General features: G+C 37.7%; 13 protein-coding genes, 1 other RNA gene and 1 pseudogene. 2 read left to right on the forward strand and 13 right to left on the reverse strand.

The features are described 5' to 3' along the window. Positions 1-44: 44 nt before the first annotated feature. Complete coding sequence (locus HCJ50_RS10840) at positions 45-614, reverse strand: YdcF family protein (RefSeq protein ID WP_185345577.1); 570 nt, start codon at positions 612-614, stop codon at positions 45-47. A gap of 240 nt (positions 615-854) precedes the next feature. Here HCJ50_RS10840 and HCJ50_RS16100 point away from each other — a divergent pair, with 240 nt between their 5' ends. Next, positions 855-956: an LPXTG cell wall anchor domain-containing protein gene (locus HCJ50_RS16100; RefSeq protein ID WP_311769512.1), complete on the forward strand. Its 102-nt coding sequence runs from the start codon at positions 855-857 to the stop codon at positions 954-956. A gap of 210 nt (positions 957-1,166) precedes the next feature. Here the strand turns inward: HCJ50_RS16100 and ssrA are convergent. From ssrA to HCJ50_RS10860, 3 genes and pseudogenes are all read right to left on the reverse strand, one after another. Further along, positions 1,167-1,536, reverse strand: a transfer-messenger RNA (tmRNA) gene (gene ssrA, locus HCJ50_RS10850). Positions 1,537-1,758: 222 nt separating this feature from the next. Beyond that, positions 1,759-5,682: a TIM-barrel domain-containing protein gene (locus tag HCJ50_RS10855; RefSeq protein ID WP_185345579.1), complete on the reverse strand. Its 3,924-nt coding sequence runs from the start codon at positions 5,680-5,682 to the stop codon at positions 1,759-1,761. Positions 5,683-5,783: 101 nt separating this feature from the next. Continuing rightward, positions 5,784-9,058 (reverse strand): annotated as a pseudogene (locus tag HCJ50_RS10860) (TIM-barrel domain-containing protein). A gap of 377 nt (positions 9,059-9,435) precedes the next feature. Here HCJ50_RS10860 and HCJ50_RS10865 point away from each other — a divergent pair. Beyond that, complete coding sequence (locus HCJ50_RS10865; protein WP_185345581.1) at positions 9,436-10,347, forward strand: helix-turn-helix domain-containing protein; 912 nt, start codon at positions 9,436-9,438, stop codon at positions 10,345-10,347. A gap of 57 nt (positions 10,348-10,404) precedes the next feature. Here HCJ50_RS10865 and smpB read toward each other — a convergent pair whose 3' ends face one another. The 9 genes from smpB to gpmI all read right to left on the reverse strand — a co-directional run bounded on the left by smpB (position 10,405) and on the right by gpmI (position 19,750). Continuing rightward, entirely contained in the window at positions 10,405-10,869 is a 465-nt protein-coding gene (gene smpB, locus HCJ50_RS10870; protein WP_003723350.1) for an SsrA-binding protein SmpB, read from the reverse strand. Between the two features lie 15 nt (positions 10,870-10,884). After that, positions 10,885-13,266 (reverse strand): ribonuclease R, encoded by a 2,382-nt coding sequence (gene rnr / locus HCJ50_RS10875; protein ID WP_185345583.1) that lies wholly within the window; start codon positions 13,264-13,266, stop codon positions 10,885-10,887. A gap of 33 nt (positions 13,267-13,299) precedes the next feature. Further along, on the reverse strand, positions 13,300-14,046 hold the full coding sequence (locus HCJ50_RS10880) for an alpha/beta hydrolase (protein ID WP_185345585.1): 747 nt from the start codon (positions 14,044-14,046) through the stop codon (positions 13,300-13,302). Between the two features lie 370 nt (positions 14,047-14,416). Then, on the reverse strand, positions 14,417-14,650 hold the full coding sequence (gene secG / locus HCJ50_RS10885) for a preprotein translocase subunit SecG (RefSeq protein ID WP_003753703.1): 234 nt from the start codon (positions 14,648-14,650) through the stop codon (positions 14,417-14,419). A gap of 89 nt (positions 14,651-14,739) precedes the next feature. Then, complete coding sequence (locus tag HCJ50_RS10890; RefSeq protein ID WP_185345587.1) at positions 14,740-15,483, reverse strand: alpha/beta hydrolase; 744 nt, start codon at positions 15,481-15,483, stop codon at positions 14,740-14,742. A 182-nt stretch (positions 15,484-15,665) separates the two neighbouring features. Continuing rightward, complete coding sequence (locus HCJ50_RS10895; RefSeq protein WP_185345589.1) at positions 15,666-16,385, reverse strand: alpha/beta fold hydrolase; 720 nt, start codon at positions 16,383-16,385, stop codon at positions 15,666-15,668. Between the two features lie 141 nt (positions 16,386-16,526). Continuing rightward, positions 16,527-16,700 (reverse strand): hypothetical protein, encoded by a 174-nt coding sequence (locus HCJ50_RS10900; protein WP_185345591.1) that lies wholly within the window; start codon positions 16,698-16,700, stop codon positions 16,527-16,529. 101 nt (positions 16,701-16,801) lie between these two features. Further along, the gene (eno, locus tag HCJ50_RS10905; RefSeq protein ID WP_185345593.1) at positions 16,802-18,094 is read right to left on the reverse strand and encodes a phosphopyruvate hydratase; all 1,293 of its coding nucleotides are present in this window, start codon (positions 18,092-18,094) and stop codon (positions 16,802-16,804) included. A 123-nt stretch (positions 18,095-18,217) separates the two neighbouring features. Continuing rightward, the gene (gene gpmI / locus HCJ50_RS10910) at positions 18,218-19,750 is read right to left on the reverse strand and encodes a 2,3-bisphosphoglycerate-independent phosphoglycerate mutase (protein WP_185345595.1); all 1,533 of its coding nucleotides are present in this window, start codon (positions 19,748-19,750) and stop codon (positions 18,218-18,220) included. Position 19,751 lies beyond the last annotated feature (1 nt).

The raw sequence follows: 19,751 nt of genomic DNA on the forward strand, positions 1-19,751 counted from the left end.
CGATACAACCTCCCGCATTTTTAGCCTAATTATAGCATGCCTTTTTACCAATCAAAAACCCAGGCATAAGTAATGGATAACGCTTCTCGCATCATTCCTTTGTATTTTGCACCTGTCTCTGATTTTGCTGGAAGTCCAGTTACATCGATATTTTGGCGTTTCGCAAGCATAAGTGCCCGGTACATATGATAATCACTCGTGATAATGACCGTTTTTCCCAGTTGGAATTTTTCCTTACTATAACTAATATTTTCTTCTGTTCGTTTAGATTTTGTTTCCATATCAATTCGTGATTTTGAGATACCTTTATTTATTAAATATTCCTTCATTACAGCGGCTTCTGTATCAGATTCATCTGCCCCTTGACCGCCGCTGACTATCACCTTGGATTTCGGATATTCATTTAAATAATTAACAGCAGTATCCAACCTTTCTTGCAAAACTGGAGATGGATAACCCGGATCCTCATTTACTTTCGCGCCCAAAATCAATACTGTGTCCACATTTTCATTTGGTTTTGCCTGACTTCCACTAAACATGCATATGGCAACCAAAAACATATATAACAAACCAATTATTACTAAAACAATTAAAATTTTTCTAAGATGCTCCATTTTCGCTTCCTCCTATATGTTATTCTATTCAGTTTAACAATGACTTTTAAATAAAAGAGAAAGATAACCTCAAATTATTGGAAATTCGTGTAAAAAAGGCTTTTATTTTCTATAAATATACTCGCTAATTTTATGAATTCAAAAGATTAAAGTGCTCACTACATTTTTTGTATATTTTGCTAATCTTTCCATTTCCGAAAACCGGATTTCTGCAGAAGGAAAACTATAGTAACAGCTACTATTTCATTACCAAAGACTGGTGACACTACTCCTTGGAATGCACTTATTATGGGAGTCCTTCTTTCAACTTCCGCTTTAGTTATGTGGAAGAAAAGAAGCTAATCACTTCAAAACAATGCTAAAAGTGAGAAAGATAATAGCAGAGAAAATCTTTTTAAATGATTTTCTCTGCTATTTTTATTAAAAATGACAAAAATAGATTTATCTTAACTAACTTTGGTATGGGGATGAAATTTTTGATACCTCAAAATAAAAAAAGCACTACAAACGGCTTAAAATAGCAGTTTATAGTGCTTTTTATTATTCTTCTAAAAGTGGAGATGGTGGGAGTCGAACCCACGTCCAGAAATATCGGCACTTAAATATCTACGAGCGTAGCCACCGTATTAGTATTTCGCATAAACCTCAGCCCAGCAACAGGCTTCCATTCAGCTAGTCTGATTAAGCTCTTCTAACTAACCCCAGACGGAGATTATTTAGTGTAGCCCACTTAAAGTGAGACCCTTACCGTAGCACATGGGCGATGCACGGAGGATCAGCTATGCTACTGCTTATTAGGCAGCGAAAGCTAGGTTTTGTTTTTCTTTGCCAGTTATTATTGGCTTTGACGTTGATAACGAGGACGATCCCCCCGACTCGCAACTCAAGCTCGAACTATCCCTGTCGAATCCGTAACATCCCCAGGAAACAAGTCTAACGGATATTATTATACAGGAAAAAACGGGGCTTTACAAATAGAAAAAACTTGATTGGCCAGAATATAAGTTTCATTTTACTCAATTATCGCAGTACAGTATAATTTAAAATTTTATCCCCATCTGTCCCATTAAAAACAATAATACATCCAGTTTTTTCTTCCAAAACTAAACAAAGCGGGATGGAACACACCCCGCTCAGTTCTTAATTATTTTGTTGCTGGCATAACCCTGACATTATCAATATGGATACTTGTTCCACCTGGTGAGTCCATTTGGAAACTTGTATTGATATTGCCAGTTGTAACATTGACGTCTTTAATTGATACGTAATGCCACACATTATCTGCCACTAAATCAATTGTTTGTCCATCGCTGCTATCATAATTATTGACTGTCATTTGTGCTTTTGCTGCTTCATTTTCACTTACTTTAACCCAAGCTTCCACATCATAAGTTGCATTATTCGTTGGGACAGCAATTTGTTGAGCTAGTGTTTGCTCATATGCTCCTGGAAGATAGAAATACGCGCTTTGGCTACCGAACGCTGGGGATTCTGGAGGATTTACTCCTGATCCACTATCAACGGCATATGCCTTCTCTTGACCATCTGGATGTGACTCTACCCAATTCGTCGTTCCACTTGCATCACGTTCAAATCCGCCATTGTCTAATAAATTCACTTCTGACTGAACTGGAGATTCCACTGGGGCAGCTGAAACGAGAATTCTGTCCATGCTGATATTCCCAGTTGTTGCGCCGTCCATTAAGAAAGTAATTTTATTTGTTCCAGCTTTTAAATCAACCGCTTTTTCAGTATCAGACCAAATATTCCAGTTTTCGCCTTCAGAAGGGAAAGTAATACGAGAATTGTATTCACCATTTGTATACAAATCAAGCGTTTGCGGCATACCTGTTCCATTGGCAGTACGTGTATTTAGCACATATTCCCCGTCCGCTGGTACATCTACTGTAAATTTAATTTCATCTCCAGCTGTTCCAAAACCACCAACAAATCCCGCTCCACTATAGAACCAGTGATCTGTTGCTACGGCTAGTGTTCCTGAAAGATCAGCTTCTTCTGCTTCTACTTTTGCAATAGTCGGTGTAAAACCAACATTTGCTTTATCGAGTTGTACTTGATCAGCTTTATCACCAGTATCTGTTACCACTTTATAAGTAATACTATTTTTACCTGCTGAAAGTGGTAGTGCTTCAGATGCTATAGTCCATTCTGCAGCTGGTTTCAAGGTTGTTTGTTTTACATATTCACCGTTAACAAAAATACTTAATGATTGGTTCTCAGTTGATGTGTTTTTGTAAGTTAGGTCAACATTGTAATCACCGGAATCTTTTACATTTGCATAAACAGTTGATCCAGCGCCATCAGTATCATAACCATCAACATACGTGTTTTCAGAAACTGGTTTATCTGCTACAGTATTTGCAAAACTTGAACCATTTTCCATTTCATATGTTCCCGTTTGTACGACACTTGCAGAACCAGTTGTTGTAATCACTGTATCGGCAGTGGCTTGTGCTGGTACTTTTACATAAGTTACTGCTCCGTAGATATCGCTCGAAACGGCATACCCGCCTCCATCCGCATTTTCTAGGGCAGATAAATCATCATAAAGTTTACTATCCGCTCCATTAACTTGAACACTTTCTGCTGCATTTCCGTGAAGTTTAACGATATAGTTTTCTGTATCCGCTTGATAACTTCCTTCTTTAGCACCAACAGTGAAAGTTGTTCCATCAGTTGTTTTTGAAGTAGTCATTTTTTGTTTTAGGTATGTTTCATTTTCATAGTCAAAAGATTTTCCGTCATCATCGTAATGTGTAAATGAAGTATTATCATCAGATGCAAAAGTGTCTAAATAAACTGTTTCGACTGCTGATTCACCAACGTAATTTTGCGGTTGTTGCATTGGCATAATAGCACCTTGTTTCACAAACATCGGTACGTCTGTCCAGTCTTCATCATTCACTTCATAACTAATGGTTTGATTTCCTTCATAAACATCACCGCGATTATAATCAATCCAAGTTCCTGCTGGTAAATAAATATCACGCGAACCTGCTCCTTCTTCTAATACAGGCGCTGCGAGAATTCCATCACCAAACATCCACTCATCCGTTAAATCAACAACATTTTCATCAGTAGGATTATCAAATATAAGTGGTTGAACTAAGCCCACGCCAGATTCATACGCTTGTCTTTCATAAGCATACATATAAGGAATCATCGAATAACGCCAATTCATACTACTTTTCGCTACTTCTTCTGCGGTTCCACCATAAAACCAAGGTTGGCGTTGTTGGTTGTCATTTCCGTGTGTACGGAAAACTGGTACAAGTGAACTAAATTCCATCCAACGACTATAAAGTTCTGGATCAGGGTTTAAAACTTGTCCTGAATTTGCATTGAAGCCACCTGTATCCATGCCCCATTTTGTTTGCCCTAAGTTAATAGTGGAGAGCATCGTACTTGGTTGCTCTTGCATCCCATTTGCCCAATCAACTACTTCGCCTTTTTTCCACTGAACGCCAATATCTCCTGACCAAGTTGATGTGGAATAGCGTTGTGCTCCTGGGTAATATGTTCTACCTGTTTGCCAAACACGTTCATTTGTATATTCACGTTGGCCTTCATACATCGCTTGAGAAGTAAAGCCCGTTGAGAAATTACCGAACCAGTAATCTGCTCCATTGGAGGATACTTTGTCCGTTTCATCATTCCACCAACCAACAATACCTTTATCTAGCGCATCTTCTGAATGAGACCACCACCAGTCACGTTCCTCTGCATTGTATGGGTCAATACTTCTAACAGTTACAGGGAAAGCATAATCTTCATATGGTGCTTGACCTGGATACCAGTAACCATTTGCTTCAGCGTCTTTACCTTGTTGTGTTGGGGTTCCATCTTCTAAATTAGTCACAACACGCGGTTTCGTAATTCCAATCATTTTAACGCCTAGCTCATCCATATCAGTTTTTAAAGTTGCATCTGCTGCGGATGGGAAATTCTCCGTATTCCACGCAAATTCTCCGTAATCCGCACCATGAACTGGGTCGCCGTAAAACTTCCAATCATAATCGAAAGCAAAAGCATCAATTGGGATACCTTTTGCACGATAAGTATCAATGTTTTTTCTAAACTCAGCTTCATCTGTTCCCCACTCAAAATTAGAAAAACCAAGTGACCATTTCGGCATCATTGGTGTATGTCCAGTTACGTCAGCATAAGAAGACATAATCGCTTCTGGCTCACCTGACATCAGGTACATTTCGACATTTTCTTTTACGTAACGACGTCCTTCAACAATCGTATCACCATAGTAAAACTCTAACTTTTCTTCATCTGCTACAGAATATGGATAACCACCATCGCTATCTACTAATAAGCCATATCCAGCTGTTGACCACATAAATGGTCCACCAGCATTACCTTGCTGACCTGCTTGAGCTGTTTTCCCGCTATCCGCAGCCGTATTATCGCGCTCCATCCCAAGGTCGCCTTCACCAAAACTAATTCCATAAGCGCCGTACACATGATCACTTGCGCCACGTTTAAATCTGACGCCACCATCAAAAATACCTCCGTCAGCTGATTCAGATAATAACGTTTTCCCGTCTTTATCTTTAAAAGTCATCCGAGCTGGGTTTTTGGAGATTTCAAGTGTGCATTCATCTGTTGAAATAATCATTGGATCTGATTCTAAATCAATTGTTGCTCCAATTGCCGTAAAAGTAGCATTTGGGTCAATCATTGGTGTAGACTCACTGTTTTCTATATTTCTTGGACGCAAATTAACTTTAAGCAAGTTATTTGCTAGTGGAGAAATTTCTAGATAGTCATCTTGATCTTCATCTCCATTATCGATTTTAAGTGTAATTACGTTATCTGTTACAGATGCATCAATTACATTCCCCAGCCCTTCTTCGGCACTCAATTTCGCGTACTCTTCTTTACTTAGTTGCTGGGCTGCTTCTGTTTTCGCTGTTTCATTTTCTTTAGTTTCTTCCGCATTTACTTGTACTTCAAGTGGCTGAGTTATCCCTAAATTCAGCCAAACAAGCGGGAGAACTGCCATACTGACACAAACTTGCTTCATCCCTTTTTTCATCATCTCGCCTCGTTTTTTAGTTATTTTAAGTATCCCTGAAATTCATAGATAAAATTACTTTTCGGTTCCTCTTCCCCTCACCGGAAAAGAGGAACCAAAACTTACTTCTTAATAACTACATGGTCAAAATTAATTCCTGCTGCATCATCTGCTTCAAAATCAAAGACGACTTGATTATTACCATCATGTAAAGTTACTGGAATTTCTACTGTTGCCCAAGTATCCCAATCCGTCGTTTTTGGTAAGGTGATTTTTTGTCTTGTACCATTCACATAAACCGTTCTAGTTGCATCTTCAACACCAGCGCTATAGCGAACTTCCATTGTATAATCAGAAGCGCCGTCCACAGCATCAATATCAAACTCAACGGCTTCTTTTTCTTGGTCAAAACTTGCTACAAAACCAGTTCCAGTGTATCCTGCATGATCATTTGCAGTGGTTACATTTGTTAAATGGCCGAATTCTGCTTCGTAAGGCGCGTGATTTGTTCCATTCATTACAATTGTTTGTGCGCTTGTTTTTGCTTCAGCTTTTACATAAGTTAGGTTTTGAACAGAATCATAGTAATATCCAGTTGTAGCTGTATTAAATGCATCCAGAGTATCCATTTTCGCTACTTCTGTTCCATCAATCGTAACGTCTGTTGGTTCAGTACTGAATACTTGCATAGTAGTTTCATCTGCCATTGCTGGAAGATTTACTGTTACTTTTTCGTTAGCAAAGTCTTCTGAAACACTAATATCGCGCATTTCTCCACCATTTACATCATCATAGAAACTATATGAGCTATCTCCTGATGGATAAACACGGAAAGTTAGGTTTTCGTACGTATCTAAATCATTTCCAACATTTTGACCAATTTGGTAACCATCAGTCATGTTCATCGGAATAATTGCACCTGCTTTTGCAAAGACAGGAAGTGTATCAACATCTGCATGGTAAGAAATTGTTTCACCACCTGGATGGATACCACCATTCCAAATATCAACCCATTCTCCTTCTGGTAAATAAACTTCTTTTTCAGTTTGACCTTCTTGTACAATTGGTGCTACTAATAAATCATTACCAAACATATATTGTTCATCTAAGCCATGCGTATTGACATCATCTGGATAATCCATTGCCATTTGACGCATCATTGATTTTCCATTATCAGCAGTATCTTTCGCCGCTGTATAAATGTATGGTAATAAATTCATTCTTGTATATAAATATTTTTGGAACGTTGGTAAAATTGTTTCGTCACCTGTTCTAGCTACTGCGTTCCAAGGTGAACGTTCTTCACTTGGCGATGGATTAGATTTTTCCGAGTGGAACTGCATAATTGGTGAAAATGCTGCCATTGCTGTGGAGCGTTTATAAAGTTCCGACGTTGGATAATCTCCAGTAAATCCAGCCATATCCCAAGCCCAGTATGAAACACCAGACGTGGAAGCGCTAAGTCCTGCTTTTACAGATGATTGGAATGATTCAAAGGTAGAAGTTTGATCTCCTGACCAATAAATTCCTGATTTTTGTGCTCCGGAAGTTCCTGAACGACTGAATGAAACTGCATCCGGATTAATGCTCTTCGCAAAATCAAAATAGCTAGAAACATAATCACTTGGGTAACGGTTTCTCATTTCTTGTCCATTTTCGCCGTTAGAGAAGGTCGTATCGCGTCCCCAGACCATTTCTCCACCATCTGTTTTAAATCCGTCAATACCAACATCTGTTAATAAGTATTCACGTTGCGACGTCCACCAATCAACTGCTGCTGGATTGGTAAAGTCGAGTAAAACCCCATTTCCAAACCACTGAGACGCTGGAACCCGATATGGTGCTCCTGTCCCGTCTTTTGCACTGTACCCTTGACTTATCATGTAGTCTTCATCATTATCCCGTTGTTCATAAACGATACCATCATCTTTTAGTACCGGCACTTGCCATAAAACGATATTCATTCCTGCATTATGAACATTGTCCACCATTGCTTTTGGATCAGTCCATCTCCCGTTGAAAGTGAAATCGTCATAGCTAAATGCTTCCCCGTTTGTTTTTGCTGTATAAGTTGCATCATTCCATATATAATATGTTTCTTCATCGCTCCACTGCTCTAATACAAATCCAGTAGCTGGAATTTCATTTTGTTCTGCATTAGCTAGTGCTGCATCGACATCTGAATCTCTATCCCACTCATTTGCTGACATCCAAAGACCAAAAGCCCATTTCGGTAGCAAAGTGGTTTTCCCAGTTATATCTGTATAATTATTCACAATATCATTTTGATCTTTCCCGCTAATAACATAATAGTCTAGCATCGTTGTCATGTCTCCATCATTGTCCAAAACAAAGCTGTACTTGTCTTCTACTTTAGAAGCCATTTGGAACTGTGAATGGAAATCCGAATTAACGTACATACCATATTTATTAGCACTTACAAAGAATGGTACTGCTAAATAAGTTCTTTCTGTTTGAGCTTGATCTTGATATTCATTATAGACATATGTTTCTACATCTTTTCCGCGTTGGTTAATTGTGTCATAACGTTCACCAAAGCCATAAAACGCTTCATCACTTGGCGTTACAAAATTATTTTGATATTGGTTAATAACGTTTTTACCATCTGTTAACCAACCTAAACTATTTGCAGTTGTATATTCACTTGTAAGTAAAGTTCCATCTGCTTGATACACTTCCATCCGATAAGGTGATTTTTGGATTTCCACTCGCAAATCATCCGTTGTAATTATTACTTCATCTGCGCCATCTTCCACAGTGTAACCTGATTTACCAGGGTGTCCAGTTTCCTTACCAGTTGGTGAAAGTTCCATCCGTAGAGTATCTAAATCTTCAAAAGATACATATAACTTCGGTGTAAAAGTTCCTGCAGTAGCGGTCATATTTAATGTAATAGAATCACCGTTGTCAACTACGCTACTAACATTTTCCACATATTCCCAGTCCGTTACATAAAAAGTAAATGGACCACTTTCATGGGTTGTTCCACCGTTTTGGGAACCTTTTGTTGTGTATGTGATTTCGTCGCCTTTTTCAAATTTCCCTAAATTAGCTTTCCAGTAAGTATTGGTGCCGCTATTATAATCATAGCTTGCTGTTACATTTTCTTGTGCGACTCCATTCTTAGTCCATTCCACCCAGACGTTATCCCGTCTTCAATTGGCCAGGTAGTAATGTTTAGAATCACATCTTCTCCAGCTTTTGGATCTCTTGGTGAACGCTCTGTTGGTTGAACAGAATATAAATCATCGTCTCCATATGGCGAGTGATATTCCCCATCCATCGCAAAAACGTTCGTTCCAAATCCACTTAAACAACTAAAAATAAGTATCCCCAGAACAAAGACCAAACTAGCTTTTTTTGTCTTTCGCTTCATCTCACTTTCCTCCCTTTATTCACCTTTTTTCAAAAAATTACTACTTTTGGTATAATGTTTTGCAAAATTGTTAATTTTAGAATATTTGAATTGTGCGTTTAATCACAAAGTGTTATAATTTTCACAGATACACTACAAATATTCAAATTAACCTCCGTCCTACAAAAAAAAACGCAATTACGCCAGACCACATTCATGGTAAAACAATAATTGCGTTCATCAGAAGAACTTGCATAGCTAACCTAGAATAACCAATTAATACTTGTTAAAAAAGTCAACATATTTTCCCCCTCCTTTTTATCTGTACATAAATTCTATCCTAGAAACACTACATAAAATTAAAATACATCAAATTTGAACAAAAGGGGTTGTGTTTTATGCAAAATGTTGGTGATACGTTAAAATTCATTCGAAAAAGTAAAGGCCTAACACAAAGGGAAGCTTGTTCAGGAGCCTTAAGTCGGTCTAATTATCAAAAAATCGAAAATAATAAAATCATGCCTAGTATGGACCGTTTTGTTCAAATCTTATTTAATTTCAATATGACGCTAGAAGAATTTAAATTTATTAAGCGTGGTTTCACACCTTCTCCAAAAGAAAATATTCTTTATTTATATTCCAAGATTCTTACCTCTTCAAAAACAGATAATTTAACTGATGTTATTTCAAAATGCGACGATTACTTAAGAGAACAACCACTTGATATTTTTATTGCAGATGTTAAAGCTTCACTTGAAGGAATCTTACTCGCTGAAAGAGAACATGATTTCACACTCGCGAGGCAAAAAGTAGCTTATATTTGGGAGAGACTTTCTAAATCAGATGAATTATTTTGGAATGACATTATGATTCTAAGAAATATCTTCTTTATTTTTGAAAATGAAACCGCTCAACATATTGTTAATCGGCTTATTGTCCAACTTAAGAAGTATCGTTATTTATATCCAACACTTTCTATTGAAATCTCACTTCATGTCAATCGTGCAACTTATTTAATTTTAGATGAGAAATACGAACTTGCCTTATACTATATAGAAAAGTCCATTAAAATTTCCAAACAAAACCATTATTATCTCCAATTTTGTATGGCGACTGCTAAAAAAGGCATTGTGCTGTACAAATTAGGCGAAAAACAATCAGGTAAAGAATTTATGCAACGCGCACTACGAGTTGCCAAAGTACTTGAAGATGAACACATTTTAAAAGGGATTAAAGATGAAATAAATTATTTTCTGCAAGAGGACATCGAAGAACTTGCACTCGATGAATCAACTAAAATTAATCTATAAAAAAAGACCAAATCTAGTTTCTCCAACTACTTAAGTTGAATGACTAGATTTGGTTTTTTATTGTTGGCGTTCTTTGAAAGCACGCTCAATATCACGTTTTGCTTCTTTTTGTTTTAAATCTTGGCGTTTATCGTATTTCTTTTTACCTCTAGCTACACCGATAAGTACTTTTGCGTAGCCATCTTTAATATACATTTTTAGCGGAACGATGGAATAACCGGACTCTTTTGTTTCTCCAATTAAACGACTGATTTGTTTTTTATGAAGAAGTAATTTGCGTGTTCTTAGTGGGTCGTGATTGTAACGGTTTCCTTGTTCGTATGGGCTAATGTGCATATTGTGCAAGAAAATTTCCCCTTTATCAATACGTGCATAGGAATCTTTTAAGTTTACCCGTGCATTTCTAACGGATTTAATTTCAGTACCTTGCAGGACAATGCCAGCCTCAAAAGTTTCTTCAATTGCGTAATCGTGGCGCGCTTTTTTATTTTGCGCGACTAGTTTACCATCACCTTTTGGCATAACTCCCCATCCTTTCTAGCGACGTTTTTTCTTTTTCGGGCTTTCTTTTGCTACACCTTGGTAAAAAGGCTTTTTCTTCTTTTTCTTTTTCGGTTTTGTATACCATTCGTCTTCTTTACGTTCTGATTTTGGTTTCACGTCTTCTGTGCTACCATTTCTGCGCTTTTTGCGATTGTTTTTTGGATTACTCTTATAGTTTCTCGTTTTATCAATCGGTTTTTCACGTTGGCGTTTTTGCTTATCGCTCACTGGACCTGGCTTGCCTTCACTGCGAAGCGCAAAATCAATTTCACGTGCATCAACATCTACTTTTGTTACTTCTACTTCCACTTCATCACCAATGCGATAAATTTGGCCAGTTCTTTCACCAATCATTGCTAGTTGGTTTTGGTGGAATTTGAAATAATCACCTTTCATCGCACTAACGTGGACTAAACCTTCAATCGTTGTCGGTAGCTCAATAAATAAGCCGAAATTCGTCACGGAACTAATGATACCAATAAAACGTTCCCCAACTTTGTCGACCATGAATTCCGTTTTCTTAAGTTCATCCGTTTCGCGTTCAGCTTCTACTGCACGTCGCTCCATTTTCGAGCTATGTTCAGCAATCTCAGGAAGCTCCTCAGCACGTTTTTCTAGCGTTTCTGGACGAACATCCCCGTTAATTAAATACTCTCTAATTAGCCTGTGAACGATTAAATCCGGGTAACGTCTGATTGGTGATGTGAAATGTGTATAAAAGTCTGTTGATAGACCAAAATGTCCAGCGCTAACTGTATCATACTTCGCTTGTTGCATAGAACGTAGCATTACAGTTGAAACGACCATTTCTTCCGGTTTACCTTTTACTTCTTCTAACACTTGTTGTAGGGCTGCGGGATGAATATCATTTGCTGTACCTTTGACAATTAGTCCAAAATTAGTAATAAATTCAAAGAAACGCGCTAATTTATCTTCTTTTGGATCTTCATGAATACGATAAATAAATGGTACATCCATCCAGTGGAAATGTTCTGCAACTGTTTCATTCGCTGCAAGCATAAATTCTTCAATCAAATGCTCCCCAGCTGAACGTTCGCGCATCACAACTGCTTCTGGATGACCTTCTTCATCAACTACTACACGAGCTTCTTTAAAATCAAAATCAATAGCCCCACGTTTTTCACGTTTACCTCGAAGTGTCTCTGCTAAATTTTGCATTGCTTCAAGCATTGGAACGATTGGGGCATATTTTTCTCGCAACGCTTCATCTTTTTCAACCAAAATATCATTTACATCTGTATAAGTCATTCTTTCAGTTGTTTTAATGATGCTTTCAAAGATTTCATGATTGACTACATGACCATCTTGATCAATTTCCATTTCACAACTCATTGTAAAACGGTCTACTTGCGGATTAAGCGAGCAAATCCCATTGGAAAGCTTGTGTGGTAGCATGGGAATTACTCGGTCTACCAAATACACGCTTGTTCCACGGTCTTGCGCTTCGATATCAAGCGGCGAACCTTCTGTGACATAGTGCGTTACATCCGCAATATGCACGCCAAGTTTCCAGTTACCATTTGGCAATTGGCTTACTGTTACCGCGTCATCTAAATCTTTAGCATCTGCCCCATCAATCGTAATAATCATTTGGTCACGTAAATCACGGCGGCTACCAATATCTGATGCATCAACCACATCTGGCGCTTTGCTTACTTGTTCCATCACTTCTTCCGGAAATCCGATAGAAATACCATGTTTATGGATAATCGATAAAATATCCACCCCAGGATCATTCCTGTGTCCGATAATTGATTTTACAACACCTCTAGCTCGATCATGCCCAGTTGCGTATTCAGTTAATTCGACGATGACTTTATGGCCGTCTACTGGTTTTAAGCCATCTTCTAAATCAATTTCTACTTCTCCAAATAAGCGTTTATCATCAGGCATAACAATTGGCGTACCTGCTAAATCTTCCATATAAGTTCCAACAATTTGCGTGGTTTTCCGCTCGACGATTTTCTTAATTGTGCCTTCTGCTAAATTATCACTCTTACGTTTCGTGATAGTCGCAAAAACCAAGTCTCCATTCATTGCATCTTTCACTTCATTTGGCGGGATAAAGATATCATCTAATTCTTTCTCTTCTGGGAGAACAAAGCCAAAGCCACGTTCATGTGCACGAAATGTCCCTTTTACTAAGTCCATTTTTTCAGGTAGTGCATACCGATTCTTCCTTGAGCGGACAATAGTTCCGGAATCTTCCAGTTTTACCAAGGACTTAACCATTAATTTAAAATCATCCGCATTGTTTAAGGCGATTTCTATTTCTAAATCTTCTAACGCAAATGTCTTATTCGGCGCTGAAGTTAGTAAGTTCATAATTTTTTCTTCCATTTGTTTTTGTTCCACTTCTGTCCCTCCTCTCTCTGTTTAAAAAATTGTTTATTCTTGCCAGTCTAGACCATTTAAAAAGGTCAAAATTGCTTGATTTACTTCTTTTCGTTCTTTGTCTAATGTTATTACATGACCAGAATTTTTAAACCAGTGTAATTCTTTTTTTGTTGACTCTACTGTATCATAAATCAACTGTGCTCCGCTTACATCAACCATATCATCTTTTTCTCCTTGGACAACCATGATTGGAGCATAAATCATATCCATTTCAGCAGCTACACCATTTATTTCTTCTTTTAATTTGGCGATAGTATTCATTGGTGCATCTTTATATGCCAGCATTTCACTATCAATTTGTTCCGGATTTTTACCTTCTAATTTTTTATAATTACGAACATAATCTAAAAAGCCTTGGATTATTGGAGACGAGCTATCCATTCTTGTTGGAGTACTCATGGCTATAATTCCCTTTAACGGTTTAGAAAAACCTAATTTTAATGAAAAAAGTGCCCCTAGTGAAAGTCCTGCCACAGCTATTTCTTTATAACCAAGCGATTTTAAGTGGTCATATGCTGTAAGAACATCTTCCCACCATTCTTTTGGGCCTGTTTGTAATAATAAATCTGGTGATACGCCGTGACCTCTGTATTGAGGTGCATAACATGTGTAATTATTTTCTTGTAAAAACCTACCTAGAATTCTCACATCCGCTGAGCTTCCTGTAAATCCGTGTAAAAGTAATACTGCCCGAGGACCTTTTTCGAATAAAAATGGTTGTGGTGGTGTTATTTTCATAGTAACTATCGCTCCTTGATTCTTTTGGGAGTTTTGTCGTGTTAGTTATTTTTATTAGGTGCGCCTTATGTTGAAATTCTTAGGCGCGAGTTTATTGTTTTTTATTCTCTTGGGTTTTCTCTATTTGGTGGATACTTCCGTTTTTTGGGAAACAACGCTCCACTTTGTTACGCCTTGTATTGGAGTTCTAGGGATTATTTTTATGTTGTATGAGTTGTCTCTTACTGGTGGGGTGGTTCGTCCACTTTTTTATGGAAACAACGCTTCACTTTGTTACGCCTTGTATTGGAGTTCTAGGGAAGCTTAGTACGCTTCCTGAGAACTCCAATAAAAAACCACCTAAATTTTCATTCAGGTGGTTAACATCTCGTTACTGTACAAAGTATGCCAGTGCAATTAGTATTACGAAGAAAACAACGGATAGAACGATGGTTGTACGGTGTAAAATAAGTTCTAGTCCTCTTGCTTTTTGCTTACCGAATAATTGCTCAGCTCCACCAGAAATGGCACCGGATAAGCCAGCACTTTTACCTGGTTGAAGTATGATAACTGTAATTAACAGTACTGATACGATGATGAGTAAGACCGTTAAAACTGTACTCATTGTTCTTTCCTCCTAAAACCGCCCAATTTGACTAAGATTAATTTTACCATATTTGTGATTATCCGTAAAGACTTGTTTCGCTACAATCATTAAACAACTTTTTCCTCTAGCCAAACTAAATCGTCTAGGAAATAAATTAAGTCTTCTTCTAAAATGTCTTTTTCGCAGTCATTAACAATATCATGTCCTGAACCTGCATAGAAACACAATTGTTTATCATTTGTGTGAATGTGTTTAAAAATATAGTTAGCATTATCTGCATCGATTTCTTCATCTTGGCAACCTTGACCAATCATGGTTGGTACATGAATTTTCTCAATGTCTTTAGCAACATTTTTGTAGAAACTAGCGCGCGCTTCTGTCATTGTATCAATTTCAGGAAGATATTTTTTCAACATATCATCTGCTTCTTGTTCTACTATTCCTTGCTTCATTAATTGTTTTGTTAAATAGTTTTCAATTGGGATGTAACGCATTTTGCGGTTTACATTCGCACATAGCGGAACAATTGCTTTTGGTGAGAATGATTCTGCCATTTTAAGCGCAAAAACACCACCCATTGCCACACCGACAATAGCAATTTCATTATATCCGTCTTTTTCAAGTTGATGATATCCAGCCACCGCGTCTTCGTACCACATTTCCGGTGTTGTTTTCAAGAAAATAGCGGGTTCATCCCCGTGGCCTCTGAAGTTTGGTGCATGTACTGTGTATCCATTTTCTGCTAGATTTTCTCCAAGTTCTCTTACGTCTTCTGTAGTCCCTGCAAAGCCATGCAAGAGCAAAACAGCACGATTTCCCGCTTTTAACGTAAAGCTACGATCCGCACTCATTTTTACGCAATCCTCCTAATATCATCACTTTTATAATCCACTCTATTGTAGCCCATATTAAGTAAATAAGCTAACTTTTTAGTTCTGACCAATAGACCAATATTAACCCTATCTCTTAAAGTTGTCAAATACTTTTTAAAGAAACTTGAAACCCCTTGGTAATAGGTTCTTTTCAGTATGTTTCAAATGTGAATTTGTGCGCTTGAATTAGAAAAAAAAGTATGAATTAATTGTAACAATTGCTTTGGATTTTGGCGTGGTAAAAAATGCGTGCCATTGTTTATAATTTCCATTTTTCCACGCTGAACTGAGTGAATCATTTTCTGCGTATCTTCTGAAGAAATCATATCAAACTCACCAATTATAGCTAAGAGTGGTGCGCTAATTTTTTCTAAGTCTGCTTCTGACATGTGCGGATGATAAATAGTTAAGGCTAGTTGACGTTTCATTCGATCGAAAAAACGACTAAATGGAGCAAAAATACTAGCGGCACCATATGCAATCCGACAAAACAAATCAGGTAAAAATCGAATTTGATTGACATGATAATTTGTTCCAATGACTACAGATGCAATTTGACGGTTAGGTTGCATTTTTCCCATTACTAAAGAAATAATCCCTCCATCGCTATAACCAACTACTTTATATTTATCAATTTTTAAATAATCAAGTAACGAAAGCATATCTAATGCCATTATTTCAAAATCCAGCGGCGTAGTTCCTGCATCGCTTTTGCCGTGACCGCGGCTATCAACTGCAATTACCATATGATCAAGTGCTAAATCATCTAGTATATGTTTCATGGCACGATGATTTTGCCCATTCCCATGAATCAAAAGAATTGGTTCACCTTTACCAACGATTTTATAAAACAAGTTAATTCCATTGATTTCTGCAAACATAAAGCATTTCTCCTTGTGGAAGCTTTTACTACTCTTATTTTACACCTGATTATACTTGATTTCATATTAAAATGCATTGTTTTTATCACGCTTCAATTTTAATACGCCTGATTCAACTATTGCTAGAATCAGGCGTACTATTTATTTCATAAGTCTTCGGTGAAATTGTTGTTGTGGCATATCTGCGTTAACGATTTTCTTTGGCACAGAATGCTTTTCCGCTAAGGGGTGGCTTTTTTCATGCACCACAGCGTCTTTGATTTTTGGGGTTTCGAGCACTTTTGAGGTCTGAGTATTTTTTACTTTCATCAGCATTACCTCCTCTTCAAAACATTACCCCATTAGTTATTTTTAAAACAGAAAAAACACCGCGAAAATTTTACTTTTCGCGGTGTTTAGCGTTTTATTCAATCAACTTATTTTTTTAAGTTGTAGAAAGTGTCGTTACCATGATATTCAGCAAGATCAGCCAAATTGTCTTCGATGCGGAGTAATTGGTTATATTTTGCAACACGGTCAGTACGAGTAGGTGCACCAGTTTTGATTTGACCAGCGTTTGTAGCTACTGCAATGTCAGCGATTGTGGAATCTTCTGTTTCACCAGAACGGTGGGAAACAACTGCAGTGTAGCCAGCGCGTTTAGCCATTTCAATTGCATCCAATGTTTCAGTCAAAGTACCAATTTGGTTAACTTTGATTAGGATGGAGTTAGCGATACCTTTTTCGATACCTTCTTTAAGTTTAGTTGTGTTAGTTACAAATAGATCGTCACCTACTAATTGAACGCGGTCACCAATACGTTCTGTAAGTAGTTTGAATCCGTCCCAGTCATTTTCGTCTAGGCCATCTTCAATAGAGATGATTGGGTATTTAGTAATCATTTCTTCATACCAAGTTACCATTTCTTCAGAAGTACGAGTTACGCCTTCACCTTTAAGTTCATATTTACCAGTTTCGCGGTTATAGAACTCACTTGATGCAGCATCCATCGCAAGTTTAACTTCTTCGCCAGGTTTGTAACCAGCATCTTTAATTGCTTGCATAATTGTTTCAAGGGCTTCTTCATTGGATTTAAGGTTTGGAGCGAATCCACCTTCATCACCAACACCAGTATTTAAACCTTTATTTTTAAGAACAGCTTTAAGTGCATGTAAGATTTCAGCACCCATACGTAAAGCTTCTTTAAAGTTAGGAGCTCCAACAGGCATTACCATAAATTCTTGAACGTCGACATTGTTATCAGCATGTTCTCCGCCGTTAAGGATGTTCATCATTGGTACTGGAAGAACTTTACCATTCACTCCACCAAGATATTCATATAAATGTACGCCTAGTTCGTCAGCAGCAGCACGAGCAGCAGCTAAAGAAACACCAAGAATAGCGTTAGCACCTAATTTACCTTTATTAGGTGTACCATCAAGTTCGATCATTGCTTTGTCAATTCCGATTTGATCAGTTACGTCAAAACCGATAATTTTGTCAGCAATAATGTCGTTTACGTTTTCAACAGCTTTTAAAACACCTTTTCCAAGGTAACGAGCTTTGTCGCCATCGCGTAATTCTACAGCTTCGTATTCACCAGTTGAAGCACCACTTGGAACTAAAGCGCGACCAAACGCACCAGCTTCTGTATAAACTTCAACCTCAACAGTTGGGTTACCGCGGGAATCTAAGACTTCGCGAGCATAAACTTCAGTAATAATAGACATTTATAATTCTCTCCTTTGTTGGATTCATTTGAATGAAAAAGCGAAACATTCAAAGATCCATCCGTTTTTAAATTCGTTTTTATTGTAGCTCTGTTTGCAAAAAAACTAAAGCAATAACTAAAATTATTTTTGAATTAAACTTTCCCCTGTCATTTCGGCAGGTTTTTTAACGCCAAGTAAGTCAAGCATAGTTGGTGCTACGTCAGCCAGACGACCACCTTCACGAAGCGTTACACCTTTTTTCGTCACAATTACTGGAACTGGAACGGTAGTGTGCGCTGTATGTGGTTTGCCTTCTGGAGTAGACATTGTTTCAGAGTTACCATGGTCAGCGAAGATAATTGCTGAACCACCTTTTTCTAAAATAAGATCTACTACACGACCAAGATTTTCATCTACTGCTTCGATTGCCTTAATAGTTGGCTCAAGCATACCTGAGTGTCCAACCATGTCTGGGTTTGCAAAGTTTAAGATAATCGCATCGTGTTTGTCGTTTTTAATGTCCTCTACAAGTGCATCTGTAACTTCATATGCACTCATTTCAGGTTGCAAATCGTATGTTTCTACTTTTGGCGAATTAATTAGAATCCGGTTTTCACCAGGGAACTCTTCATTTCGTCCACCATTCATAAAGAACGTTACATGCGGATATTTTTCCGTTTCGGCAATGCGAAGTTGTGAAAGTCCTTCGTTAGAAAGTACTTCACCAATTACATTTTTCATTTCAATTGGCTCAAATGCAACTTCCGCATCAATGCTTGGGTTGTATAGAGTCATTGTAACGAATTTAATGTTTTTAGGATGATTTGTCCCACGGTCGAAATGATCCCATTCTTTATCAGTGAAAGCATTAGAAAGTTGAATTGCACGGTCAGGGCGGAAATTGAAGAAAATAACGGCATCATTGTCTTTCACTGTTGCAACAGGTTCGCCATCTTTAGTAATGACAGCTGGAACAACGAATTCATCATTTTTGTTATTAGCATAAGAAGCTTTGACAAGTTCGATTGGATCTTCAAATTTTTCACCTTCAGCACTTACAATTGCTTTATATGCTTTTTCAACACGTTCCCAGCGTTTATCACGATCCATCGCGTAGAAACGTCCAGAAACAGTTGCAATCGCACCATAGTTTAAATCACTAATTGCTTTTTGCAGTGTTTCTAAATATTCTAGTGAAGATTGTGGAGCCACGTCACGTCCATCAAGGAATGCATGGATATATACGTTTTTCACGCCTTTATCTTTGGCTGTTTCAAGTAGCGCAACTAGATGATTAATGTGACTATGCACACCACCATCTGATAGCAAGCCGAAAAGATGTAGGTCCGAATTGTTTTCTTTTGTATGAGTGAAAGCATTGTTTAAGGCTTTATTCTTTTGAAATTCGCCTTCTTCAATTGCTTTATCAATACGAGTTAAGCTTTGGTAGACAATGCGTCCAGCTCCGATGTTTGTATGCCCAACTTCAGAGTTACCCATTTGGCCTTCTGGAAGACCTACGTCAAGACCAGCAGCCTTAAGTTCCCCATGAGGAAAATTAGCTAAGTAACGGTCGAAATTTGGTTTGTTTGCTTGAGCTACAGCATTACCTACTGTTTCTGCACGTTTACCAAAACCATCGAGGATAATAATTGCTACAGGTGATTTACTCATT

It is taken from the genome of Listeria immobilis, from assembly GCF_014322765.1.
Classification (GTDB): Bacteria; Bacillota; Bacilli; order Lactobacillales; family Listeriaceae; genus Listeria; species Listeria immobilis.